The sequence below is a fragment of the Salmonella sp. NW645 genome (assembly GCF_051703725.1).
Classification (GTDB): domain Bacteria; phylum Pseudomonadota; class Gammaproteobacteria; order Enterobacterales; family Enterobacteriaceae; genus Salmonella; species Salmonella enterica.
In genome coordinates this window covers 105,311-125,503 of record NZ_JAMMKR010000010.1, presented here as the reverse complement: position 1 = coordinate 125,503, position 20,193 = coordinate 105,311, and the positions used below count along the sequence as shown (strand labels likewise).

Below are 20,193 nucleotides of genomic sequence, written 5' to 3'. Positions count from 1 at the left end.
CGTAGGGTACAGAGGTAAGATGTTCTATCTTTCAGACCTTTTACTTCACGTAATCGGATTTGGCTGAATATTTTAGCCGCCCCAGTCAGTTTATGACTGGGGCGTTTTTTATTGGGCGTAAGAAAAGTTTCGCTCGCACCGTAGGCCGGATAAGACGCGCAGCGGCGCCATCCGGCATAGCGGATGATTATTCCCCGTCCTGAATCTCTTCGACCGGTGCCAGTTCGCTAAACCAGCTATCCAGCTTCTGACGTAACTTATCCACGCCCTGCTTTTTCAGCGAGGAAAACGCTTCTACCTGCACATCGCCATTAAAAGCCAGCACGGCTTCACGTACCATATTCAACTGCGCCTTGCGCGCGCCGCTGGCCAGTTTGTCCGCTTTGGTCAGCAGAACCAGAACCTGGATATTGCTCTCTACAGCCCACTGGATCATCTGTTGGTCGAGGTCTTTCAACGGATGGCGGATATCCATTAAAACGACTAAGCCCTGTAGGCTTTGACGTTTCTCCAGATATTCCCCCAGCGCGCGTTGCCACTTGCGTTTCATCTCTTCCGGGACTTCCGCGTAGCCATAGCCCGGCAGGTCGACCAACCGTTTGCCATCTACGACTTCAAACAGGTTAATCAATTGGGTACGGCCCGGCGTTTTAGAGGTGCGCGCCAGGCTTTTTTGGTTGGTCAATGTGTTCAGGGCGCTGGATTTGCCTGCATTGGAACGGCCAGCAAAAGCCACTTCAATTCCGCAATCGGAAGGTAAATGGCGAATATCAGGCGCACTCATCACAAAATGCGTCTGTTGATAATTCAGGTTAGTCAAAGCGGTCGTCTCCGTCAGTCAAAGCATTGTGGCGATTATACCTGAACGCCAGCAAAAGACGGATTTTTCGGCGCGGCGGTGCTGTAAGTAAAAGCCATACGCTTTGTGAGACATTGTCCATTGCACTTATGCGACATGACAGAGTCGTTGTCAGGCTCAAAGCCAGTTAATATAGTTAAATCATGAACTTATAGAAAGGTAATTGTCTGAAAAAAAGGGATTTGCCGTGTCGGTATCTTGTGAGTTTACCCCAAAAGAGTAAAGTAATGCACATAGCGAGGACGCTAACAGGATCAACGACTCAGGATGAGGGTCAGGAGCGCCAGGAGGCGAAGACACAGGATTGTCAGGAAGACAAACGTCCGGAGACGTTAGTAAAAGGAAATGGAAACAACATGGAATGTTCCAGGCTAAGGGAAAAACAGGGCGTGTTGATAGCCAACAGGGATGGTGGAACCCGTTAAGGGTCGTGAGTCAAGAAAAAAGGCGGCAGATTACTCTGTCGCCTTTTTTCTTTGCTTGCTTTCTGCTAGATTCCGCCTCAATTCTATACTGAATAAAACGGCTTAAAGATCTGACATCATGAAAAAACCAACCTCTGCACCGCGCAGTAAAGCCTTTGGCAAACAGCGTCGTAAAACGCGTGAAGAGTTAAACCAGGAGGCGCGCGACCGTAAACGCCTGAAAAAACATCGCGGTCATGCGCCGGGAAGTCGCGCGGCGGGCGGCAATTCCGTTTCGGGCGGCGGCAATCAGAATCAACAAAAAGATCCACGCATTGGCAGTAAAACACCTGTTCCATTGGGCGTGACTGAAAAAGTGACCCAACAGCATAAACCGAAAAGTGAGAAACCTATGCTTTCACCGCAGGCGGAGTTGGATTTACTGGAAACGGATGAGCGCCTGGATGCGCTGTTAGAACGTCTGGAAGCGGGCGAAACCCTGAGTGCGGAAGATCAAGCCTGGGTAGATGCCAAACTGGATCGTATTGATGAACTGATGCAGAAGCTTGGTCTGTCTTACGATGACGACGAAGAAGACGACGAAGAGGACGAGAAGCAGGAAGATATGATGCGCCTGCTAAGAGGCGGCAACTAACGGGTTTACACCGTGGGCTTGCCCGTCCTGCTTATAACCCTTCCGGTTATATGTTATCTGGTGTGGTTATTCGTTAAACTACAGCGATTGTCGCGGCGACAGAAATGGCTGCGCAGCCGGCTTGCCGCCCGTCATGGCGTGAAGCCGGTACGCCGTACCCGCCAGAGACGCCATCGGAAGGAGTGAGCATGTCTGAACAGCAAATAGACTGGGATCTGGCCCTGATCCAGAAATATAACTATTCCGGGCCACGATATACCTCGTACCCAACCGCGCTGGAGTTTTCTGAAGACTTCGAGGACGCCGCATTCTTGCAGGCTGTGGCGCGTTATCCTGAACGTCCGCTCTCGCTGTATGTGCATATCCCGTTTTGTCACAAGTTGTGTTATTTCTGCGGCTGCAACAAGATTGTCACCCGCCAACAGCATAAAGCTGACCAGTACCTTGACGCGCTTGAGCAGGAAATTCGTCATCGCGCGCCGCTGTTTGCAGACCGTCATGTCAGCCAGCTTCACTGGGGCGGCGGTACGCCTACTTACCTGAATAAAGCGCAAATCAGCCGCTTAATGACGCTGTTGCGTGAAAATTTCCACTTTAATACCGACGCGGAAATCTCGATCGAAGTCGATCCCCGTGAAATTGAGCTGGATGTGCTCGATCATTTACGTGCGGAAGGTTTTAACCGCCTGAGTATGGGCGTGCAGGACTTTAATAAAGAGGTGCAGCGCCTGGTTAACCGCGAGCAGGATGAAGAATTCATCTTTGCGTTGCTTAATCACGCCCGCGATATCGGCTTTACCTCGACCAATATCGATTTGATCTACGGTCTACCGAAACAGACGCCGGAAAGCTTCGCTTTCACGCTGAAGCGTGTGACGGAACTGAACCCCGATCGTTTGAGCGTCTTTAACTATGCGCATCTGCCAACGCTTTTTGCCGCCCAGCGTAAAATTAAAGATGCCGATTTACCCAGCGCGCAGCAGAAACTGGATATTTTGCAGGAGACGATCGTATCGCTTACTCAGGCCGGTTATCAGTTTATCGGGATGGACCATTTTGCCCGTCCGGACGACGAACTGGCCGTCGCGCAGCGCGAAGGCGTGCTGCACCGTAATTTTCAGGGCTATACGACCCAGGGCGATACCGATCTGCTGGGGATGGGGGTTTCTGCTATCAGCATGATTGGCGATGGCTACATGCAGAACCAGAAAGAGCTGAAGCGTTATTACCAGCAAGTGGATGAGCGGGGCAATGCGCTATGGCGTGGTATTACGCTGACCCGTGATGATTGCATTCGTCGCGATGTTATCAAGGCGCTGATTTGTAACTTCCGCCTGGATTTTAACGCTGTCGAACAGCAGTGGGGTTTGCATTTCGCTGAGTATTTTGCCGAAGATTTGCAGTTACTGTCGCCGCTGGCGAAAGATGGGCTGGTGGATATTAGCGAGAAGGGAATTCAGGTGACGGCGAAAGGTCGTTTGCTGATCCGCAATATCTGCATGTGCTTTGACGCGTATCTGCGCCAGAAAGCGCGGATGCAGCAGTTCTCGCGCGTCATTTAGCCGGGTTGCCCGGTGGCGCTGCGCTTACCGGGCCTACACGTTGCGACAACCTGTAGGCCGGATAAGCATTAGCGCCATCCGGCACATTGTCAGCTGAACAGTCCCACCAGCGCGGCACACAACACGGCGGCTAGCGCAGTTTGTGGCGTGTGGCTGTCGACCGCTCCACTCGATACCAGATTAATAATAGATTCTAACATAATGAATCCCCCCGTTTGCCGGGCATGATCATACTGAACTCATCGGAACAGTAAAGCGCAAAATAGCAGCGTTTTGCGCTCAATTATTAATCTTTACACTCGCGGGTAATGCTTACTCCATTCCCAGCTCTTTCAACTTCCGCGTTAGGGTGTTTCGCCCCCAACCGAGCAGCCTGGCGGCTTCCTGTTTATGACCCTGCGTATGGCGTAACGCCGTGGTCAGTAGCGTTCTTTCCAGTTCTGGCTGCGCTTCAGAAAGCAGGTTTTGATGACCGGATCGCAAGGCGCGGTCCGCCCATTGCGCCAGTAATGTAGCCCAGCTATCCGGCGGCAGGTGGGACGGGCTATCCGGCGCCGAGGCTTCAAACAGTTCGCCCGGTAAATCCTGGATCAATACCTCCTGTCCGGCGGCCATGACGGTGAGCCAGCGGCAGGTATTTTCTAACTGACGCACGTTACCAGGCCATGCCAGGCGCGTTAACGCCGTTTCGGTTTCCGGATGTAATAATTTGGCTTCCACGCCTAATTCACGGGCGGCGACCTGCAAAAAATGGCGCGCCAGGCGCGGAATATCCTCACGGCGCTCGCGCAACGGCGGAAGATGGATACGAATCACGTTCAGGCGGTGGAACAGGTCTTCGCGGAATTTCCCTTCCTGAACGCGTCGTTCGAGGTTCTGGTGGGTGGCGGCGATAATGCGCACATCCACTTTTACCGGCGCGTACCCGCCCACGCGGTAGAACTGTCCGTCAGCCAGCACGCGTAACAGACGAGTCTGGACATCCAGCGGCATATCGCCAATTTCGTCCAGAAACAGCGTGCCGCCGTCAGCCTGCTCGAAACGGCCCTGCCGGATGGTATTCGCCCCGGTAAAAGCGCCTTTCTCATGACCAAACAGTTCGGATTCAATCAAATCTTTCGGGATGGCCGCCATATTGAGCGCGATAAACGGCGCTTTGGCGCGTGGGCTATGGCGGTGAAGCGCATGGGCGACCAGTTCTTTACCGGTTCCTGATTCGCCGTTAATCAGCACGCTAATCGAAGAACGCGACAGCCGACCAATAATGCGAAACACATCCTGCATGGCGGGCGCTTCGCCTATCATGTCTGTTGTCGGGCCGTTAACCTCGATATTACGCGGCTGCTGCTGCTCCTGATAGTGGCTAATCGCGCGCTCGACCAGAGCGACGGCTTCATCAATATCAAACGGTTTAGGCAGATAATCAAACGCCCCCTGCTGATAGGCGCTCACGGCGGCATCTAAATCGGAATGCGCGGTCATAATGATGACCGGAAGCATCGGGTGACGCTGTTTAATCTGCTTTAATAGCGCCAGCCCGTCCATTCCCGGCATTCGGATATCCGACAGCAAGACGTCCGGCGTTTTACTGGCCAGCGCAGCCAGTACTTCATTACCATTCTCAAAGGTGGTACAGGTCAACCCTGCCCCGGCGAGAGCACGCTCAAGCACCCAACGGATGGAACTATCATCATCGACGACCCAGACTATTCCTCGTTGCATAAACACCTCTATTTCCGAATCGGCAGGTAAACCGAAAACTCGGTATGCCCCGGCCAACTGGTAAATTCAATTTTGCCGGCGTGTTGATCGATAAGATTGCGGGCGATAGATAACCCAAGCCCGGTGCCGCCTTCGCGACCGCTGACCATCGGGTAGAACAGCGTATCCTGTAAATGGGGAGGAATACCCGGCCCATTGTCTTCAACGTCTATACGCGCCGCCAGGCGATAGCGTTCGCCATGCAGCGTTAACTGGAAGGCGGTACGGGTACGCAGCGTAATTTCGCCGCCTTCCGGCCCCAGCGCCTGCAAGGCATTGCGGACAATATTCAGCAGTACTTGCTCAATTTGTTCCGGGTCGTGCGGCAGTTCTGGCAGACTGGGGTCATAATCGCGGATAAGCCGGACATTATCCGGCAGTTCCATCGACACCAGCGCCACTACGCGCTCCGCGACTTTATGTATGCTCTCGGTAATGTGCATTCCCGGGTGCTGCGGCCCCAGCAAGCGATCGACAAGGTTGCGTAGCCTGTCGGCCTGTTCAATGATGACTTTGGTATATTCCGTTAGCGCCGGGTCGGGCAGCGCCTTGCTGAGTAGCTGCGCCGCGCCGCGCAGGCCGCCGAGCGGATTTTTGATTTCGTGCGCCAGACCGCGCACCAGATCGCGGGCGGCGATTTGCTGCGCGTGCTGCAACTGCTCCTGACTCAGACGACGCTGGTTATCCATCGGTGCCATTTCGAGCAGTATAAAATCGTCGGGCAGACGTTGGGCGGTCAAAGAGAGAATATGCGAGCGACTATCAATCACCAGCGTCACTTCGTTATCGGTAAAGCCTTGCCCTGCCGCTAAACTTTCGCGCATCAGGTCAATGTTTAACGAAAAATAGCTCAACAGTTCAGGTAACGGCGTCCCGAACAGTTTGCGTGAGCTTTGCGCGAGCAACTGCTGCGCAGCAGGGTTGGCGTAATGGATTGCCAGCGCGTCGTCGACCACCAGCACGCTGTTGATTAACGAATTGAGGATCTGCCCAGCATCGGGCTGTATGCCGCTTGCCATTCAGCAGTCTCCTGGAAAAGGTTGCACCATTTTAGTGCATTATAGCTTTTTACCACTAAAAAGCGCGTGAGATCAGATTGTTGGTGGAGAAAAAAGCCCATCCTGGGATGGGCTGAAAGTTTCCACGGCAACTCAAAAACTCCTGACGCCTTTCACGCTGCTGCTGCGTTGGCTGCCTTCGCTTACCCCAGTCACATCGCTATCTATGCTCCTGGGGATGTGCTCAGTTGCTGCCTTGCAGCAACGCGAAATTCGTCGGATTTTTAATATACGATTAAACGCTGTAGTACAGCTCAAACTCTACCGGGTGCGGTGTCATGCGCACGCGGTCATCTTCTTCGCGACGCAGCGCAATATACGCATCGATCGCTTCATCCGTGAACACGCCGCCTGCTTTCAGGAACTCGCGGTCCAGGTCCAGCGCGTTCAGCGCTTCTTCCAGAGAACCCGCTACCTGTGGGATCTCTTTCGCTTCTTCCGGCGGCAGGTCATACAGGTTTTTGTCCATGGCTTCGCCCGGGTGAATCTTATTCTTAATCCCGTCCAGACCGGCCATCAGCAGGGCGGCAAAGCACAGATACGGGTTAGCCGCCGGGTCCGGGAAGCGAACTTCGATACGGCGCGCTTTCGGAGACGCCACCACCGGAATACGGATGGAGGCGGAACGGTTACGGGCGGAGTAGGCCAGCATCACCGGCGCTTCGTAACCCGGGACCAGACGCTTGTAGGAGTTGGTGGTCGGGTTCGCCAGGGCGTTGATGGCTTTGGCGTGTTTGATGACGCCGCCGATGTAGTACAGCGCCTGCTCAGACAGACCGGCATATTTGTCGCCAGAGAACAGGTTGGTGCCGTTCTTCGCCAGCGACATGTGGCAGTGCATACCGGAACCGTTATCGCCGAACATCGGTTTTGGCATAAAGGTCGCGGTCTTACCGAAGCGGTGAGCCACGTTATGCACGACATATTTGTAAATCTGAATTTCGTCGGCTTTTTTGGTCATGGTGTTAAAGCGGGTCGCCACTTCGTTCTGACCTGCGGTCGCTACTTCGTGGTGGTGCGCTTCAACGACCAGGCCCATCTGCTCCATGACCAGACACATTTCAGAACGGATATCCTGCGCGGAGTCAACTGGCGGAACCGGGAAATAACCGCCTTTCACGCCCGGACGATGGCCTTTGTTGCCACCTTCGTACTTGGTAGAGGAGTTCCAGGCGCCTTCAATATCGTCAATCGCCACATGTGAGCCGGAGATAGATGCGCCGAAGCGGATGTCGTCGAACAGGAAGAATTCAGGTTCCGGCCCAAACAGGACGGTATCGGCGATACCGGTCGCGCGCAGGTAGTCTTCCGCACGTTTTGCGATGGAACGTGGGTCACGGTCATAACCTTGCAGAGTGCCAGGCTCCAGGATGTCACAACGGATAATCAGGGTGGAGTCCGCGAAGAACGGGTCGATAACCGCAGTGGACGCATCGGGCATCAGCACCATGTCGGATTCGTTAATGCCTTTCCAGCCGCCGATAGAGGAGCCGTCAAACATTTTGCCTTCTTCAAAGAATTCGGCATTTACCTGATGAGCAGGAATCGTGACGTGCTGTTCTTTGCCTTTGGTATCGGTGAAGCGCAGATCGACAAACTTCACTTCGTGCTCGTTCAGCATCGTCAAAACGTGTTCAGCGGACATACTTGTACTCTCCCGGATTGGTCATGGTCGGTCGTCGTGGTAACGAGATCTTCAATTCTGCTGGCCGTGTCGCCGTAAAAATATAAAGCGAAATCTGTGCCAACTTTCACATTGCCCCCAAAAGGCGTTATCATGCGCACCATCGTGCAAAAGGGCTGCACCACGGTGACTATGTTGCACCAAAATAGTGCTTCAATGTGAACATTAAGCACCACATTGGTGCAATAGAACGCAAGCCACCCTTTTAACGCTCCGTGAAAGCGATCACAAAGAGACTCTGCAATACTTGTTTGCGGAGGATGTTTGTGATCCTGTTTTGTAGTGCGATTAATCCGTGTACAATAACGCGCTATTTCTAATGCCTGAGGCAAAGTTGTGATCGAAAATTTGCGTAACATCGCCATCATCGCGCACGTTGACCATGGTAAAACTACCCTGGTTGATAAGCTGCTCCAGCAATCCGGTACGTTCGACGCGCGTGCCGAAACTCAAGAGCGAGTGATGGACTCCAACGATTTGGAGAAAGAGCGTGGTATTACTATCCTCGCTAAAAACACCGCTATTAAATGGAATGATTACCGTATCAACATCGTTGATACTCCCGGGCACGCTGACTTCGGTGGTGAAGTAGAGCGCGTCATGTCCATGGTTGACTCTGTGCTGCTGGTGGTTGACGCATTTGACGGCCCGATGCCGCAAACGCGCTTCGTGACCAAAAAAGCCTTTGCTCATGGCCTGAAACCTATTGTGGTTATCAACAAGGTTGACCGTCCTGGCGCGCGCCCTGACTGGGTTGTTGACCAGGTATTCGACCTGTTTGTTAACCTCGACGCGACCGACGAACAGCTGGACTTCCCGATCATCTACGCTTCGGCGCTGAACGGTATCGCGGGTCTGGACCACGAAGATATGGCGGAAGACATGACCCCGCTGTATCAGGCGATCATTGATCATGTTCCGGCGCCGGACGTTGACCTCGATGGTCCGTTGCAGATGCAGATCTCCCAGCTGGACTACAACAACTACGTTGGCGTTATCGGCATCGGCCGTATCAAACGCGGCAAAGTGAAGCCGAACCAGCAGGTCACTATCATCGATAGTGAAGGGAAAACCCGTAACGCGAAAGTAGGTAAAGTGCTGACGCATCTGGGTCTGGAGCGTATCGACAGCGATATCGCCGAAGCGGGCGATATCATTGCGATCACCGGTCTGGGCGAGCTGAACATTTCCGACACCATCTGCGACCCGCAGAACGTTGAAGCGCTGCCGGCGCTGTCCGTTGATGAGCCGACCGTGTCTATGTTCTTCTGCGTTAACACCTCGCCGTTCTGCGGTAAAGAAGGTAAGTTTGTGACTTCTCGTCAGATTCTTGACCGTCTGAACAAAGAGCTGGTGCATAACGTGGCGCTGCGCGTTGAAGAAACCGAAGATGCGGATGCGTTCCGTGTATCCGGTCGTGGCGAACTGCACCTGTCCGTGCTGATTGAAAATATGCGTCGTGAAGGTTTCGAACTGGCGGTTTCCCGTCCGAAAGTTATCTTCCGTGAAATCGACGGTCGTAAACAAGAGCCGTACGAAAACGTGACGCTGGACGTCGAAGAGCAGCACCAGGGGTCTGTCATGCAGGCGCTGGGCGAGCGTAAAGGCGACCTGAAAAACATGAATCCGGACGGTAAAGGCCGCGTACGTCTCGACTACGTGATCCCAAGCCGTGGGCTGATTGGTTTCCGTTCAGAATTCATGACCATGACTTCCGGTACGGGTCTGCTGTACTCCACCTTCAGCCATTACGACGATATTCGTCCGGGTGAAGTGGGTCAGCGTCAGAACGGCGTACTGATCTCCAACGGTCAGGGTAAAGCGGTGGCGTTTGCGCTGTTCGGTTTGCAGGATCGCGGTAAGCTGTTCCTGGGTCACGGCGCGGAAGTTTACGAAGGCCAGATTATTGGTATTCACAGTCGCTCCAACGACCTGACGGTAAACTGCCTGACCGGTAAGAAGCTGACCAACATGCGTGCGTCTGGTACGGATGAAGCGGTGATTCTGGTTCCGCCAATTAAAATGAGCCTTGAGCAAGCGCTGGAGTTCATTGATGACGACGAACTGGTAGAAGTCACCCCAACCTCTATCCGTATCCGTAAACGTCACCTGACGGAAAACGATCGCCGCCGTGCGAACCGTGGTCAGAAAGAAGAGTAATTAACGTTCTTACGGATAAAAACCCTGCCGAAATGAAAGCTCGGCGGGGTTTTTTTATTCACGTTGAGAAAGGGATAAGGTTGCCAAAAAATCAGCAATCGCTGGCGTATTATGCCGACCAATGACAATGGTCAGTGAGCGAAGCTTTGGCAGATCTTCATCGGTTAAAATCAAATTAATGAGCTGTTCCTGGGTTAATTCATTGCCCCAATCAATATTAAATCGCTTATTCATTTGCTTCCCTTCTCTATAAGCATGAATACGGTAAAACGCTTTGTGAATATTATCATGGCGCTTAGGGGCAGGATATCGGGAGTCTGATTCAGGATGAATGAGCGGGCAGAACAACTACCCGCTGTGATGCAGATTCGGAAAATAGAGGCAATAATATCAGAAGAAATACTTCGCCCCGATACGAATCTGGTTTTGCTCTCTATGGTAGGGGCCCACGTTACGATCTAACCAGCGTAATTCAAAGTAGGGCAACCAGTGTTCATTGATACGATAACGGAAGGTATTAGTGATTTCCCAATGATGCTTCGTACCATTACTACTATTAAAATCATTAACGTTATAAAAATAGTGTGGTTCAAAGGTATAAGAAAATTTATCGGTAATGGTAAAATTCCAATAGTTACCGATTTCATAGCTGTCATTATTATCCAGTTCGCCATTCAAATCGGTTGAACTATAATTATTGTGATTATATCGGTTACGTACCGTAAGATTAAACCACGGGGTAAATTTATAGTTAACATCCAGATAGACGGCGCCGCCGGAACCAATGCTTTTGTCGTTTATTAACCCCCCTGGCTGAATGGTTAATTTATCTGTAGGTTTAAATAACGGATACCAGCCCTCAATCTCATTATAACCGTGCTTTAATTCATTATCACGCTGTAGCGTATAGGTATTGGTCAACATAATTCCGGCCCCCATATCGGAGTTATAGCCGACGCGCAGCATAAACTCCATTTGGTCAGACGCCAGGTTATAGGCCTCACGGTTTTCTACATAAGCGCCAGCAAAAACAGAGGTGGATATTACTGAAGTTAATATCACTAGAGTATTCAGAGATTTCATAATAAATCCATTTTTCAAATATAGGGAAGCCGCCATCCATCGGGATGGATAAAGCGGCAAGCGTCGTTTAATTATTTACAGTAGAAATACTTTGTTTATTATTAGTCGCGACAATTTGATTACCTGTTTTCTTTCGTTGGGCAATTTCCTCGATAATAAAAGCGAAACGTTGTTCATTGAGCTTATAAAAAAAGCCCATCGTTAGTGCTGCGATAATGGCAAGACCGCAAGGCCATAAAAAAATGAGCTGACGCAAACCAAGCAACGTGGTGTCACTTTGAGCTATGTTGGGGATATAACCGATTTGCGTCAGCATAATACCTGGCAAAAAGCCAGCAAGCGCAGCGGAAATTTTGCGGGAAAAGGTATAACCCGTATACACCGAGCCTTCAGCGCGAATACCCGTTTTCCATTCACCGTAGTCAACCGTATCCGGAACCAGCGCCCAGTTCAGGCTGTTGACGAAAGCGGTACCGAAGAAGGCGATACAAGAGAAAATAACAAACAGGAATGACGTTCCACCCCAGATAAAATTCAGGATATCGCCAACGGCCCACAATATCAGACCACCAAGATAAACCTGTTTTTTCCCGAAGCGTTTTACCGCAGCAGGTACTAATAAAACACCAATCAGGATACAGCCCATGCTGAAAAAACCCATCCATGACAACAAATGAATATCGTTCAGCACGTACTGAGTGTAATAAACCTGAATGGCCAGCTTGATATTAAAGGCGGCCAGCGTGCACAAATTGGCGACGCAGAGCACCAGCAGCGGCGGATTACGAAAAATCGCGCAGAAGGATTTCAATATGCTGGGTTTATGCGTGTCAGGCACGGTTTCGATATACCGTTCTTTCACCCCGCTAAAGCACCACCACATGCTGAACAGCCCGCAGACCGAAAAAATGACTGCTGCAATCAGATAACCCAGCGAAGGGGAACGGGTAAACAGCGCCTGAATGGGCATAAAACCTACGGTACAAAGAAGAAGGCCAATGGTAGCACCGCCTTGTCGCCATGCGGCGAGCTGGGCGCGCTCATGCGGATTTTTGGTAATAGCGGGTACCATCGCGCCGTATGAGCAGTTCATCAGGCTGTAGAACAGACCGAACAACATAAACAGCACCGTCGCGAAGGCTGTTTTAACGGGTAAAGTAAAGTGAGTGGCAAAGAATTGCGCAGTAGCAACCAGAGCGACCGGAAATGACGCATACAGAATAAAAGGCCGAAACTTTCCTTTTGCGCCAATATTACGGCGTGAGTCCAGCAATACGCCGGTGAGCATATCGGTAAAAGCGGTGAAGAATTTCGCCACCAGAAAGATAATTCCACCGTAATATGCAGGCATCCCGAGTTCATCGGTATAAAACTTCAGTAGATACAGCGTACCGATACACAGCATCAGATTTGAGCCGAAATCGCCCACGCCATAGGCGCATTTTTCCCGCAGGCTCAACTTTAGCGTTAGCGGATCATGATTAGACATAATCGCCTCTCAAAACGCCCCGCAGGGCGTTATATTTTATTGTTGTTAAACCGTATGTTTCCGGGCCTCAATCTCTTCCACAATTCGCACGTACATCTTTTCGTTGAGGTTGTAGAAACAGCCCATCGCAATAATGGTGATGACCGCCAGCACGCAAGGATAAATAAAGATCAACTGGCGTAGGCCTTCGACGGTGCCTGCCGATTGCACCACATTCGGGATATAACCGATTTGCGTCAGCATCCAGCCGGGGAAGAACCCTGCCAGCGCCTGGGAGACCTTACGGAAGAAGGTGAAGCCGGTGTAAACCGTCCCTTCCGAGCGGACGCCGGTGCGCCATTCACCGTACTCCACCGTGTCGGAAACCAGCGCCCAGTTCAGGCTGTTGACGAAGGCGGAACCGAAGAACGCCAGGCAGGAGAAGGCGACAAAACTGACCGAGCCGCCGCCAAAGAAGTAGTTGAGCAGATCGCCCGCCACCCATATTAACAGCCCGCCGATATAGACTTTCTTCTTGCCAAAACGCCTTACTGCGCCGGGCATCAAAAAGACGCCGATAAAAATACAGCCCATGCTAAAGAAGCCCATCCAGGAGAGGAGGATCGGGTCGTTAAGAACGTACTGTGTGTAATAAACCTGAATCGCCAGTTTGACGTTGAAGGCGCCGAGAGTACAAAGGTTGGCGATACACAGAATAAACAGCGGACGGTTACCGGCGATGGCGCGGAACGACTGCAATAATCCGGGCTTTTGCGCTTTATCGACAGGTTTCACTTCGACGTAGCGCTCTTTAACGCCGGCGTAGCACAGCCACATAAATAGCAGGCCAAACAATGAAAATAGCGTGGCGGCGAAAATATAGCTGAGTTGGGCATTGCCTTCGATCAGGTTCATGACCGGCACAAAGCCAACGGTACACAGCAGCAGGCCGAGAGTGGCGCCTCCCTGGCGCCAGGCAGCAAGCGAGGCGCGTTCATCCGGGTTCTTGGTAATCGCCGGCACCATCGCGCCATACGAGCAGTTCATCATGCTGAAAACCAGCCCGTACAGCATAAACAGTATCGTTGCGACGACGGTTTTTCCCGTCACCTCAAACGGTGTGCCGACAAAGTTAGCAATCGCCAGTAGCGTTACCGGAAATGCCGCGTAAAGCACGAACGGGCGGAATTTGCCCTTCGGACCAATTTTACGCCGCGAGTCGAGCATAATGCCGGTACCCATGTCGGTAAATGCGGTGAAAAATTTGGCGATCAGGAAAATGATCCCGCCGTAAGTCCCTGGTAAACCCAGCACATCGGTATAAAATTTGAGTAAATAGAGGGTCCCGATATCTAACAGGATATTGGAACCTAAATCCCCCAGTCCATAGGCAAGTTTTTCTTTAAACGGCAAGCGTAGGGTTGCCGGATTTGATGATGTTTGACTCATTATTCTTCTCCATCTGCCCGCAGGTTTCCCTGCGGGCGAGCCGTATTAGATATTCCGTAAAGAAGCAAAAAGTGAAGCCCACTCGCTCTTCGCGCGATAGAAGACCGGCGGCTTGCCAATGGGCGCATCCACGGTAATTTCACCGCCGTGGTGAGCTTCGCCGGTCCAGATATTCACCCAGTGATCTTCCGGCAGGTACAGCGTCCAGTCGCAACGCCCCTGCTCATGAACCGGCGCGACCAGCAGATCCTGACCGAGCAGATATTGATATTTCAGGGTGTAGGTTGCGGCATCGTTCTCGTAGTGCAGGAATAGCGGACGCATGACCGGCAGACCGGTAGCCGCGTTTTGCGCCACCGCCTGCTTGAGATACGGTTTCAGCGTGGTAAAGACGGTGGTCATGCGGGCAAAGTGGGCAATAGTTTCCGCGTCGCCGTCGAACTGCCAGTTATCGCCGGGGCGGTTGCCTTCATGGGTGCGCATCATCGGCGTAAAGGCGCTGAAATCGCACCAGCGCAGCAGCAACTCTTTGCTGCGTTTCATGTCAAACAGGGTGGTGTAGCCGCCGATATCGCTGTGATGCAGACCATGGCCGGTCATCGCCAGCGACAATGCCGCAGGCACGACAGAGGCCAGACCATCATCAAGGCTCCAGTCAACGTTCTGGTCGCCAGCCCACATCATGGTGGAATATTTCTGACTGCCGGTGTAACCCGCACGCATAAAGAACAGGATCTCGCCGAGCTTGCCGGTCTCCTGTAGCGCTTCGTAGTTACATTTCGCCCACAGCGCAGGCCAGGCGTTATGCATGATCTCGGCGCTGACGCCGTTGTGCAGATACGTGTCGGTCGGCAGATATTCGCCGAAATCCGCCATCCAGCCGCTGCAGCCGAGCGCGATCATGTTCTTTTTGATGACGTCTTTGAACCAGTCGTAAGCTTCAGGATTGGTCAGATCGACCACGCCGCCATAGAATTCGCCAAACTCGACCAGATAGTCGCCGCCCGTGGCGTCTTTCGCCAGATAGCCGTGTTTCGCTGCCTCGGCGCAGAGGTCTTTATCACTGGCGACGTATGGGTTGATATAAGAGAGGAACTGGACGCCTTCTTCTTTCCACTGTTTGATACGGCTATCCAGCTGTGGATAGTTGCCGCTATTCCACTTCCAGTTCCACATCACGCGCTTGCCAAAGGAGGTCATGCGGATACCAGACCAGTCCTGCGCCCAAATACCGTTCACTTTTACGCCTGCGTTGCGCATGGTATCCAGTTTTTGCTGGCAAACTTCCGTACCGCCCTGAATGCCTAGCGTGACGCCGTCGTAAACCCAGTCCGGCAGCTCCGGCTGGCGGCCTAACAGCGCAGTCAGTTTTTCCAGCAGGGCGATGTAGGTGTCGGCACACTCAAAACGTAGCGTAGTTTTATCTTCCCACAGCGCCAGTTCGTGATACTCGGGCGCGCTGAAGTCGAAATTCATATAACAGCTATTTTCAACGTGGCAGTAGTATTTTTGCGTGCTGACAAAGGTCGGTTGCGGGAAGAAGGTCCAGTAATAGTCGCCGCCGGCGTTCTCTTTACAGTCTGCCTGCCAGGTGACATAGCTGGTTTTATTACGGCCAACGCCCTGTTCGCTGGTCCACAGCGGGAACGGCTTGCCGCGCAAATCGAAATAAGAGAACTGTTCGCCGCAGCCGTAGATATGGTCGTCTGGATTAGCCGCGAGGCGTAACCAGATACGGTTATGGTGCAGGTCGTCGTTTTGCAGATCCAGCTTCAGGCGTCCCGCCTCATCGGCGGAGATGCGAAGGGTGGCGCTAATTGTTGCGCCACGGCTGAATTGTACCAGCCAGCCGTCGGGTAGCTCGCTGACCGTGGCCTCCGTTAATGCAATCTTCTCGTTAAGTTTGTCTTTGATGCTGAAGTTGCCGCGAAACATGTCAATGTCGGCAACGCCCGCGCCAATCCACAGACAGGGGGTTTCGGCGCTGTGGCGTAAAATCAGGCGCTGCTGCCAGCTAAGTGCAAAACCATCCTGTGATGTTGTCAGTTCAAAATCGGTTGACCGTTGTGGTAGAGAATTCATTGTAATCTCCGTGAATGTAGGGTAATTCGGTAATCCATTTGGGCTAGTCGCAGCCGATGGAAAAATGCAGTTGATGGATCGCTTTTGGGGCAAGATGAATCAGCGCGATCCCGGAATTAAATGCATCGGGCGGGCAGCTCATAGGCTCTACCGCGAGACCTTTTCGGCTGAGTTTTTCGCCGGTATAGATCTGTAGCCAGGGTTGATTGCTGCGTAAAAATGTAGACATGTTCTGCGTTGGGCTGGTAAGTCTGACCTCCCACTCAGCCGGGGTCGTCGCGGTCTTAACCGCATGATCAAGGCGCGTTTCGCCGAGCAGGCATGATGCGGAAAAATCCCTGCCTGCGGGCAATTCTTCGCTTGCAGGCAGTGTTAATACACAGCTATCGATGCTTTGCAAATTACAAGTCAAATAAGGATGTGCGCCCGCGCCATAAGGGGCTGATTCATCGCCAATGTTTTGCGTACGAATCAATACGCGCAGCCCACTGGCGGCATCTAACCGATAAATTACTTCCGATATCAACGCAAAGGGATAGCCGTAAGAGGGCGGCAGAAAAATCGTTAGCGACGCTTCCGTCGCCGACTGATAATTAATCTGCCAGTCTCGCCAGGCTAACAGACCGTGAATGGCGGTCTGCGAAACCGGGTCGTTAACGGCAAGCTGGAAAACCTTGCCGTTATAGGAGTAGCAGCCATTTGTCACGCGATTGGGCCAGGGAATCAATACTTTCCCCAGATGCGCCATGGGTATTTCTTCCGGTTTATGCGGGATGACCACATGGCGTCCATGATGGGTCAGTTCCGCCAGACCTGCGCCAACCGTGACGATTTTCGCCTGGTAATGGCCCGCATTAAGCTGAATAGTTTTTCCACCGCTGTGCATGGCTGCCATCCTCATGACCTATTTCGCGTTGATATCCAGGAGACCCGCCGCGACCGCTGGAGCCAGGCCTGGCGCCAGTGGCAGACGAGGAATGACCAGGCAGTGCAGCAGATGGTAAATATCTTGCTTGCCGTCCCACACTTTGGTGGTCACTTTGTTATCGGCGTCCAGCTCTTGCCACCAGGAACCATTTTCATAGTCCATCAGGTACTTAATGCAGTAGTCCCACCATTTCTGATACCACTCTTCATACTGGCTATCGCCCGTCAGGGTGTAGAGGGCGTAGGCCGTACCCATCGCTTCCACAATCGGCCAGCGCACGCGTTCACGTACGATAGGTTTACCGTCCCAGTCGACTGAGTAGACAAAGCCGTCTGCGCCATCTGGCGCCCAGGCGTCGCGGATAGTGGCATGGAACAGACCTTTCGCGTCTTCCAGCAGCCAGGCGGGTGGCGTTTCGAAGCGGGCCTCCAGCGCAGCATGGAGATGGAGCATCAGACGGCCCCACTCAATCCAGTGACCTGGCGTACCGCCGTAGGCGCGGAAACGGTGGGCAGGATTATCTTTGTTGTAGTCGCGGATAGGGTTCCACTGTGAATCGAAGTGTTCATTGACGCGGTAATCACCGTTGCGCGCCACATCATGAATAATTACCGACGCGATACGTAGCGCGCGATCCAGCCATTTTTTGTCATGGGTAACGTCATAAACAATCAGGAACGCTTCGACGGCGTGCATATTGGCGTTGCCGCCACGGTAGTCTTCGGTTTTGCTAAAGGCTTCATCCCAGGACTCCAGGCACATCTGCTCTTCTTCACTCCAGAAGTATTTCTCAATCACTTCTATGGTGTAATCCAGCAATTTCCTGGCTTCAGGATGCCCGGTCGTGACGGCGCTGGCCGCGCCCAGCAGGGCGAAGAAGTGTTGATAACCCTGCTTAGAGGCATCCACCACGCCCTGATCGTTAACGCAGGCATACCAGCCGCCGTATTTTTTATCGCGCAGCGCGCCGTTCATGGCTTTGATACCGTGATCGACCAGATCATAAGCGCCCGGTCGGCCCATCGACGCCGCCACGGAATAAACGTGCAACATACGCGCCGTGATCCAAAGATGGGTGCCCATCTCTTCTTTGATTTGCCCTTTATTTCCCAGCCAGCCGAAGCCTGTCGGCACCACGGCGTTTTTACCGAAATTAAAGATGCGGTCGGTTTCCTGCTCCAGCCAGCGGTTGTGGCTCAACGTGTTAAACCATTTCATTCTTTCATCCTCGTATTAACGACGTTTTGCCATCATTTCATCGACGATCTCGCCCAGACGTTGCAATTTAGGCGCGGAAACATCACGTAGCATCAGCTCGGTATCCGGTAAACCAATCACTGATGACCAGACCGCGCGTCCCGCCAGGAACCCGGATGCGCCAGCTTCCATGGCGACCCTGACCGCGCGAGGGAACAGTTTTTCGTCCACACCGGAAGAGAGGATGACCCACGGCATATTGATATGCCCATTCAGGCGTTGTGAGGCGGTAAGAAGATCGGAACGCGCGCCTTTGCCGTAGAGCGGCATTTCAACTTTGTAAAGATCGGCGCCGCTGTCGCCCAGCTCTTTGGCCGCATCGATAATCGCCTGCTCGCGATCGAACTTGTCGCCGCAGCGCGGCGGGCGTACAACCGGTTCGATAATGCTCAGCAAACCATTGGAGTGACATAATTCATTGAATTCTTTGACCATATCCAGACGCTGCTGCGCGTCTTCGTCGCTGCGCCACAGCACCAACAGTTTTAAGGCTTTCGCGCCATCCCGTTTTACCGCCTGCGCATTAATTTTTTTATCAATGACAACGTTATCAACGGGAATACCGTTGCCCGGGATGAAATCATCCGCCGCGACGATCATGGCGCAGCTTTTAGCGACCGCGTTTTGTTCTACGGCCTGGCGATAACAGAACTGCTGATCCAGCAGAACGGCAGAGGCATACGGGGAAAGAATTTTCGCCGCATTCACTTTGAAATCCGTCAGCACGCTATCGGCAACGGGTGTTTTCGCACCAGCAGCAGCAAACATTAAACGCATCGCCTCGCGCTGATCGACAGCCAGCATGGCAAACCCGCCGGACGCTCGCGTAATGTCTTTGATGGTGTAGTTGTTCATTCAATTTTCCTTTATACAGTCGTTACTTTTTTACGTTGGCGGTCAGCCCGGCGCTGATGCGCACCTGTTCCAGGATGGCGCTCCAGTCTTCCCGACCGCGGCCTGCGGCCCGCGCCAGGTTATAAACTTCCCGGGAGGCGGCACCGAGCGGCATCGGTACGTGCAGTTGATTGGCGACATCCAACGCGATGCCAAGATCTTTGTGCGCCAGATCGATCATGAAGGCGGGAGACAGATCCCCTTTCATCACTTTATTCGGCCAGGTGGTGGTGAAATGCCCTTTGCCTGCGGCAGTGCCGCTCATCACTTTTAAAGCCACGTCGAAGGAAAGCCCCAGCGCTTCACACAGCACGGCGGCTTCGGCGGAGAGCGCATTTAGCGCAATACTCATGTAGTTGTTGATCAGTTTTACGCGAATACCCATTCCCGGGCCGCCGGTGTTGACCAGCTCATTACCCATCGCCATCAGAACAGGGGTAGCGCGCTCTACTTGCTCCGCCGTACCGCCTGCCAGCAGCAACAATGTGCCGGTAATCGCGTTGTCGGATGTCCGGCCTACCGGCACGTCCATCATGCTGAACCCTTTGCTCTGCATGTCGGCAATCAGCTTATCGGTTTGCAACGGATGAATAGTGGACATATCAATGACCAGCGCTTCACGGGAAAGGGTTTCACAAACGCCTTGCTCGCCAAACAAAACGGAACGAACCAGATCGCCGTTCGGGAGCATGGTGATAACAAATTCAGCGCCGATGGTTGCCTGAGCCGGGCTGCTTGCAGGTTGCGCGCCTTTGTCTACCAGACGCTGTACGGCGTCGGGATTAACATCGAAGACGCTGAGTTGATGGCCCTGCTTTAGCAGATTGCTCGCCATAGGAGAGCCCATCTGTCCCAACCCGATAAATGCTATAACTGCCATATCGTTCTC

The 20,193-nt window shown here is 52.8% G+C and carries 18 protein-coding genes and 2 pseudogenes; 5 read left to right on the top strand and 15 right to left on the bottom strand.

The annotated features are described in order from the left end of the window. The first annotated feature begins 19 nt into the window (after window positions 1-19). Window positions 20-67 (top strand): spot 42 RNA, inhibition of DNA synthesis, encoded by a 48-nt coding sequence (locus NA389_RS19560; protein WP_071892919.1) that lies wholly within the window; start codon window positions 20-22, stop codon window positions 65-67. Between the two features lie 120 nt (window positions 68-187). Here NA389_RS19560 and yihA read toward each other — a convergent pair whose 3' ends face one another. Then, entirely contained in the window at window positions 188-820 is a 633-nt protein-coding gene (gene yihA / locus NA389_RS19555) for a ribosome biogenesis GTP-binding protein YihA/YsxC (RefSeq protein WP_000183327.1), read from the bottom strand. A gap of 239 nt (window positions 821-1,059) precedes the next feature. On the opposite strand from yihA, the gene NA389_RS19550 reads away from it, so the two are divergent. The 3 genes from NA389_RS19550 (at window position 1,060) to hemN (ending at window position 3,480) form a co-directional block, all read left to right on the top strand. Further along, window positions 1,060-1,284, top strand: coding sequence for a hypothetical protein (locus NA389_RS19550; RefSeq protein WP_001541209.1), 225 nt, complete (start codon window positions 1,060-1,062; stop codon window positions 1,282-1,284). A 118-nt stretch (window positions 1,285-1,402) separates the two neighbouring features. Next, a complete protein-coding gene (yihI, locus tag NA389_RS19545) occupies window positions 1,403-1,918 on the top strand; it encodes a Der GTPase-activating protein YihI (RefSeq protein WP_000743297.1) in 516 nt (171 codons plus the stop codon). Window positions 1,919-2,106: 188 nt separating this feature from the next. Continuing rightward, a complete protein-coding gene (hemN, locus tag NA389_RS19540; RefSeq protein WP_000003520.1) occupies window positions 2,107-3,480 on the top strand; it encodes an oxygen-independent coproporphyrinogen III oxidase in 1,374 nt (457 codons plus the stop codon). Between the two features lie 89 nt (window positions 3,481-3,569). Here the strand turns inward: hemN and NA389_RS19535 are convergent, their stop codons facing one another. The 4 genes from NA389_RS19535 to glnA form a co-directional block, all read right to left on the bottom strand. After that, the gene (locus NA389_RS19535; RefSeq protein ID WP_001578131.1) at window positions 3,570-3,680 is read right to left on the bottom strand and encodes a YshB family small membrane protein; all 111 of its coding nucleotides are present in this window, start codon (window positions 3,678-3,680) and stop codon (window positions 3,570-3,572) included. Window positions 3,681-3,792: 112 nt separating this feature from the next. Further along, window positions 3,793-5,202: a nitrogen regulation protein NR(I) gene (gene glnG, locus NA389_RS19530; RefSeq protein ID WP_001188782.1), complete on the bottom strand. Its 1,410-nt coding sequence runs from the start codon at window positions 5,200-5,202 to the stop codon at window positions 3,793-3,795. 8 nt (window positions 5,203-5,210) lie between these two features. Further along, entirely contained in the window at window positions 5,211-6,260 is a 1,050-nt protein-coding gene (glnL, locus tag NA389_RS19525) for a nitrogen regulation protein NR(II) (RefSeq protein WP_000146194.1), read from the bottom strand. 274 nt (window positions 6,261-6,534) lie between these two features. Then, on the bottom strand, window positions 6,535-7,944 hold the full coding sequence (glnA, locus tag NA389_RS19520; protein ID WP_001271699.1) for a glutamate--ammonia ligase: 1,410 nt from the start codon (window positions 7,942-7,944) through the stop codon (window positions 6,535-6,537). A 375-nt stretch (window positions 7,945-8,319) separates the two neighbouring features. On the opposite strand from glnA, the gene typA reads away from it, so the two are divergent. Then, window positions 8,320-10,143 carry a ribosome-dependent GTPase TypA gene (gene typA, locus NA389_RS19515; RefSeq protein WP_000572060.1) on the top strand — a complete coding sequence of 608 codons (1,824 nt, stop codon included), beginning with the start codon at window positions 8,320-8,322 and terminating at the stop codon, window positions 10,141-10,143. 54 nt (window positions 10,144-10,197) lie between these two features. On the opposite strand, the pseudogene NA389_RS19510 reads toward typA, so the two are convergent. From NA389_RS19510 to yihU, 10 genes and pseudogenes are all read right to left on the bottom strand, one after another. Next, window positions 10,198-10,269 (bottom strand): annotated as a pseudogene (locus NA389_RS19510) (hypothetical protein); the annotation flags it as partial. Further along, a pseudogene (locus NA389_RS19505) lies at window positions 10,270-10,377 on the bottom strand (STM4015 family protein); the annotation flags it as partial. A gap of 156 nt (window positions 10,378-10,533) precedes the next feature. Further along, on the bottom strand, window positions 10,534-11,226 hold the full coding sequence (gene ompL / locus NA389_RS19500; protein ID WP_000838832.1) for a porin OmpL: 693 nt from the start codon (window positions 11,224-11,226) through the stop codon (window positions 10,534-10,536). 67 nt (window positions 11,227-11,293) lie between these two features. Further along, window positions 11,294-12,715 carry an MFS transporter gene (locus NA389_RS19495; protein WP_000064888.1) on the bottom strand — a complete coding sequence of 474 codons (1,422 nt, stop codon included), beginning with the start codon at window positions 12,713-12,715 and terminating at the stop codon, window positions 11,294-11,296. A 45-nt stretch (window positions 12,716-12,760) separates the two neighbouring features. Then, window positions 12,761-14,143, bottom strand: coding sequence for an MFS transporter (locus NA389_RS19490; RefSeq protein ID WP_023217553.1), 1,383 nt, complete (start codon window positions 14,141-14,143; stop codon window positions 12,761-12,763). Between the two features lie 45 nt (window positions 14,144-14,188). Beyond that, window positions 14,189-16,225 carry an alpha-glucosidase gene (locus tag NA389_RS19485; RefSeq protein ID WP_001087032.1) on the bottom strand — a complete coding sequence of 679 codons (2,037 nt, stop codon included), beginning with the start codon at window positions 16,223-16,225 and terminating at the stop codon, window positions 14,189-14,191. Window positions 16,226-16,268: 43 nt separating this feature from the next. Further along, window positions 16,269-17,126, bottom strand: coding sequence for an aldose-1-epimerase (locus NA389_RS19480; RefSeq protein WP_015406200.1), 858 nt, complete (start codon window positions 17,124-17,126; stop codon window positions 16,269-16,271). 3 nt (window positions 17,127-17,129) lie between these two features. Continuing rightward, window positions 17,130-18,371 carry a sulfoquinovose isomerase gene (gene yihS / locus NA389_RS19475; protein ID WP_000870942.1) on the bottom strand — a complete coding sequence of 414 codons (1,242 nt, stop codon included), beginning with the start codon at window positions 18,369-18,371 and terminating at the stop codon, window positions 17,130-17,132. A 15-nt stretch (window positions 18,372-18,386) separates the two neighbouring features. Beyond that, window positions 18,387-19,265 (bottom strand): sulfofructosephosphate aldolase, encoded by an 879-nt coding sequence (gene yihT / locus NA389_RS19470; RefSeq protein ID WP_001067413.1) that lies wholly within the window; start codon window positions 19,263-19,265, stop codon window positions 18,387-18,389. A gap of 22 nt (window positions 19,266-19,287) precedes the next feature. Continuing rightward, window positions 19,288-20,184 carry a sulfolactaldehyde 3-reductase gene (yihU, locus tag NA389_RS19465; protein WP_000268248.1) on the bottom strand — a complete coding sequence of 299 codons (897 nt, stop codon included), beginning with the start codon at window positions 20,182-20,184 and terminating at the stop codon, window positions 19,288-19,290. Between the last annotated feature and the right edge of the window lie 9 nt (window positions 20,185-20,193).

Bases quoted from the DNA above. Each gene is read 5' to 3' on its own strand.
- NA389_RS19495 (WP_000064888.1), bottom strand. From the start codon at position 12,715: ATGTCTAATCATGATCCGCTAACGCTAAAGTTGAGCCTGCGGGAAAAA.
- yihS (WP_000870942.1), bottom strand. From the start codon at position 18,371: ATGAAATGGTTTAACACGTTGAGCCACAACCGCTGGCTGGAGCAGGAA.
- yihI (WP_000743297.1), top strand. From the start codon at position 1,403: ATGAAAAAACCAACCTCTGCACCGCGCAGTAAAGCCTTTGGCAAACAG.
- yihT (WP_001067413.1), bottom strand. From the start codon at position 19,265: ATGAACAACTACACCATCAAAGACATTACGCGAGCGTCCGGCGGGTTT.
- glnL (WP_000146194.1), bottom strand. From the start codon at position 6,260: ATGGCAAGCGGCATACAGCCCGATGCTGGGCAGATCCTCAATTCGTTA.
- ompL (WP_000838832.1), bottom strand. From the start codon at position 11,226: ATGAAATCTCTGAATACTCTAGTGATATTAACTTCAGTAATATCCACC.
- glnG (WP_001188782.1), bottom strand. From the start codon at position 5,202: ATGCAACGAGGAATAGTCTGGGTCGTCGATGATGATAGTTCCATCCGT.
- NA389_RS19535 (WP_001578131.1), bottom strand. From the start codon at position 3,680: ATGTTAGAATCTATTATTAATCTGGTATCGAGTGGAGCGGTCGACAGC.
- glnA (WP_001271699.1), bottom strand. From the start codon at position 7,944: ATGTCCGCTGAACACGTTTTGACGATGCTGAACGAGCACGAAGTGAAG.
- NA389_RS19490 (WP_023217553.1), bottom strand. From the start codon at position 14,143: ATGAGTCAAACATCATCAAATCCGGCAACCCTACGCTTGCCGTTTAAA.
- NA389_RS19485 (WP_001087032.1), bottom strand. From the start codon at position 16,225: ATGAATTCTCTACCACAACGGTCAACCGATTTTGAACTGACAACATCA.
- NA389_RS19480 (WP_015406200.1), bottom strand. From the start codon at position 17,126: ATGAGGATGGCAGCCATGCACAGCGGTGGAAAAACTATTCAGCTTAAT.
- yihU (WP_000268248.1), bottom strand. From the start codon at position 20,184: ATGGCAGTTATAGCATTTATCGGGTTGGGACAGATGGGCTCTCCTATG.
- hemN (WP_000003520.1), top strand. From the start codon at position 2,107: ATGTCTGAACAGCAAATAGACTGGGATCTGGCCCTGATCCAGAAATAT.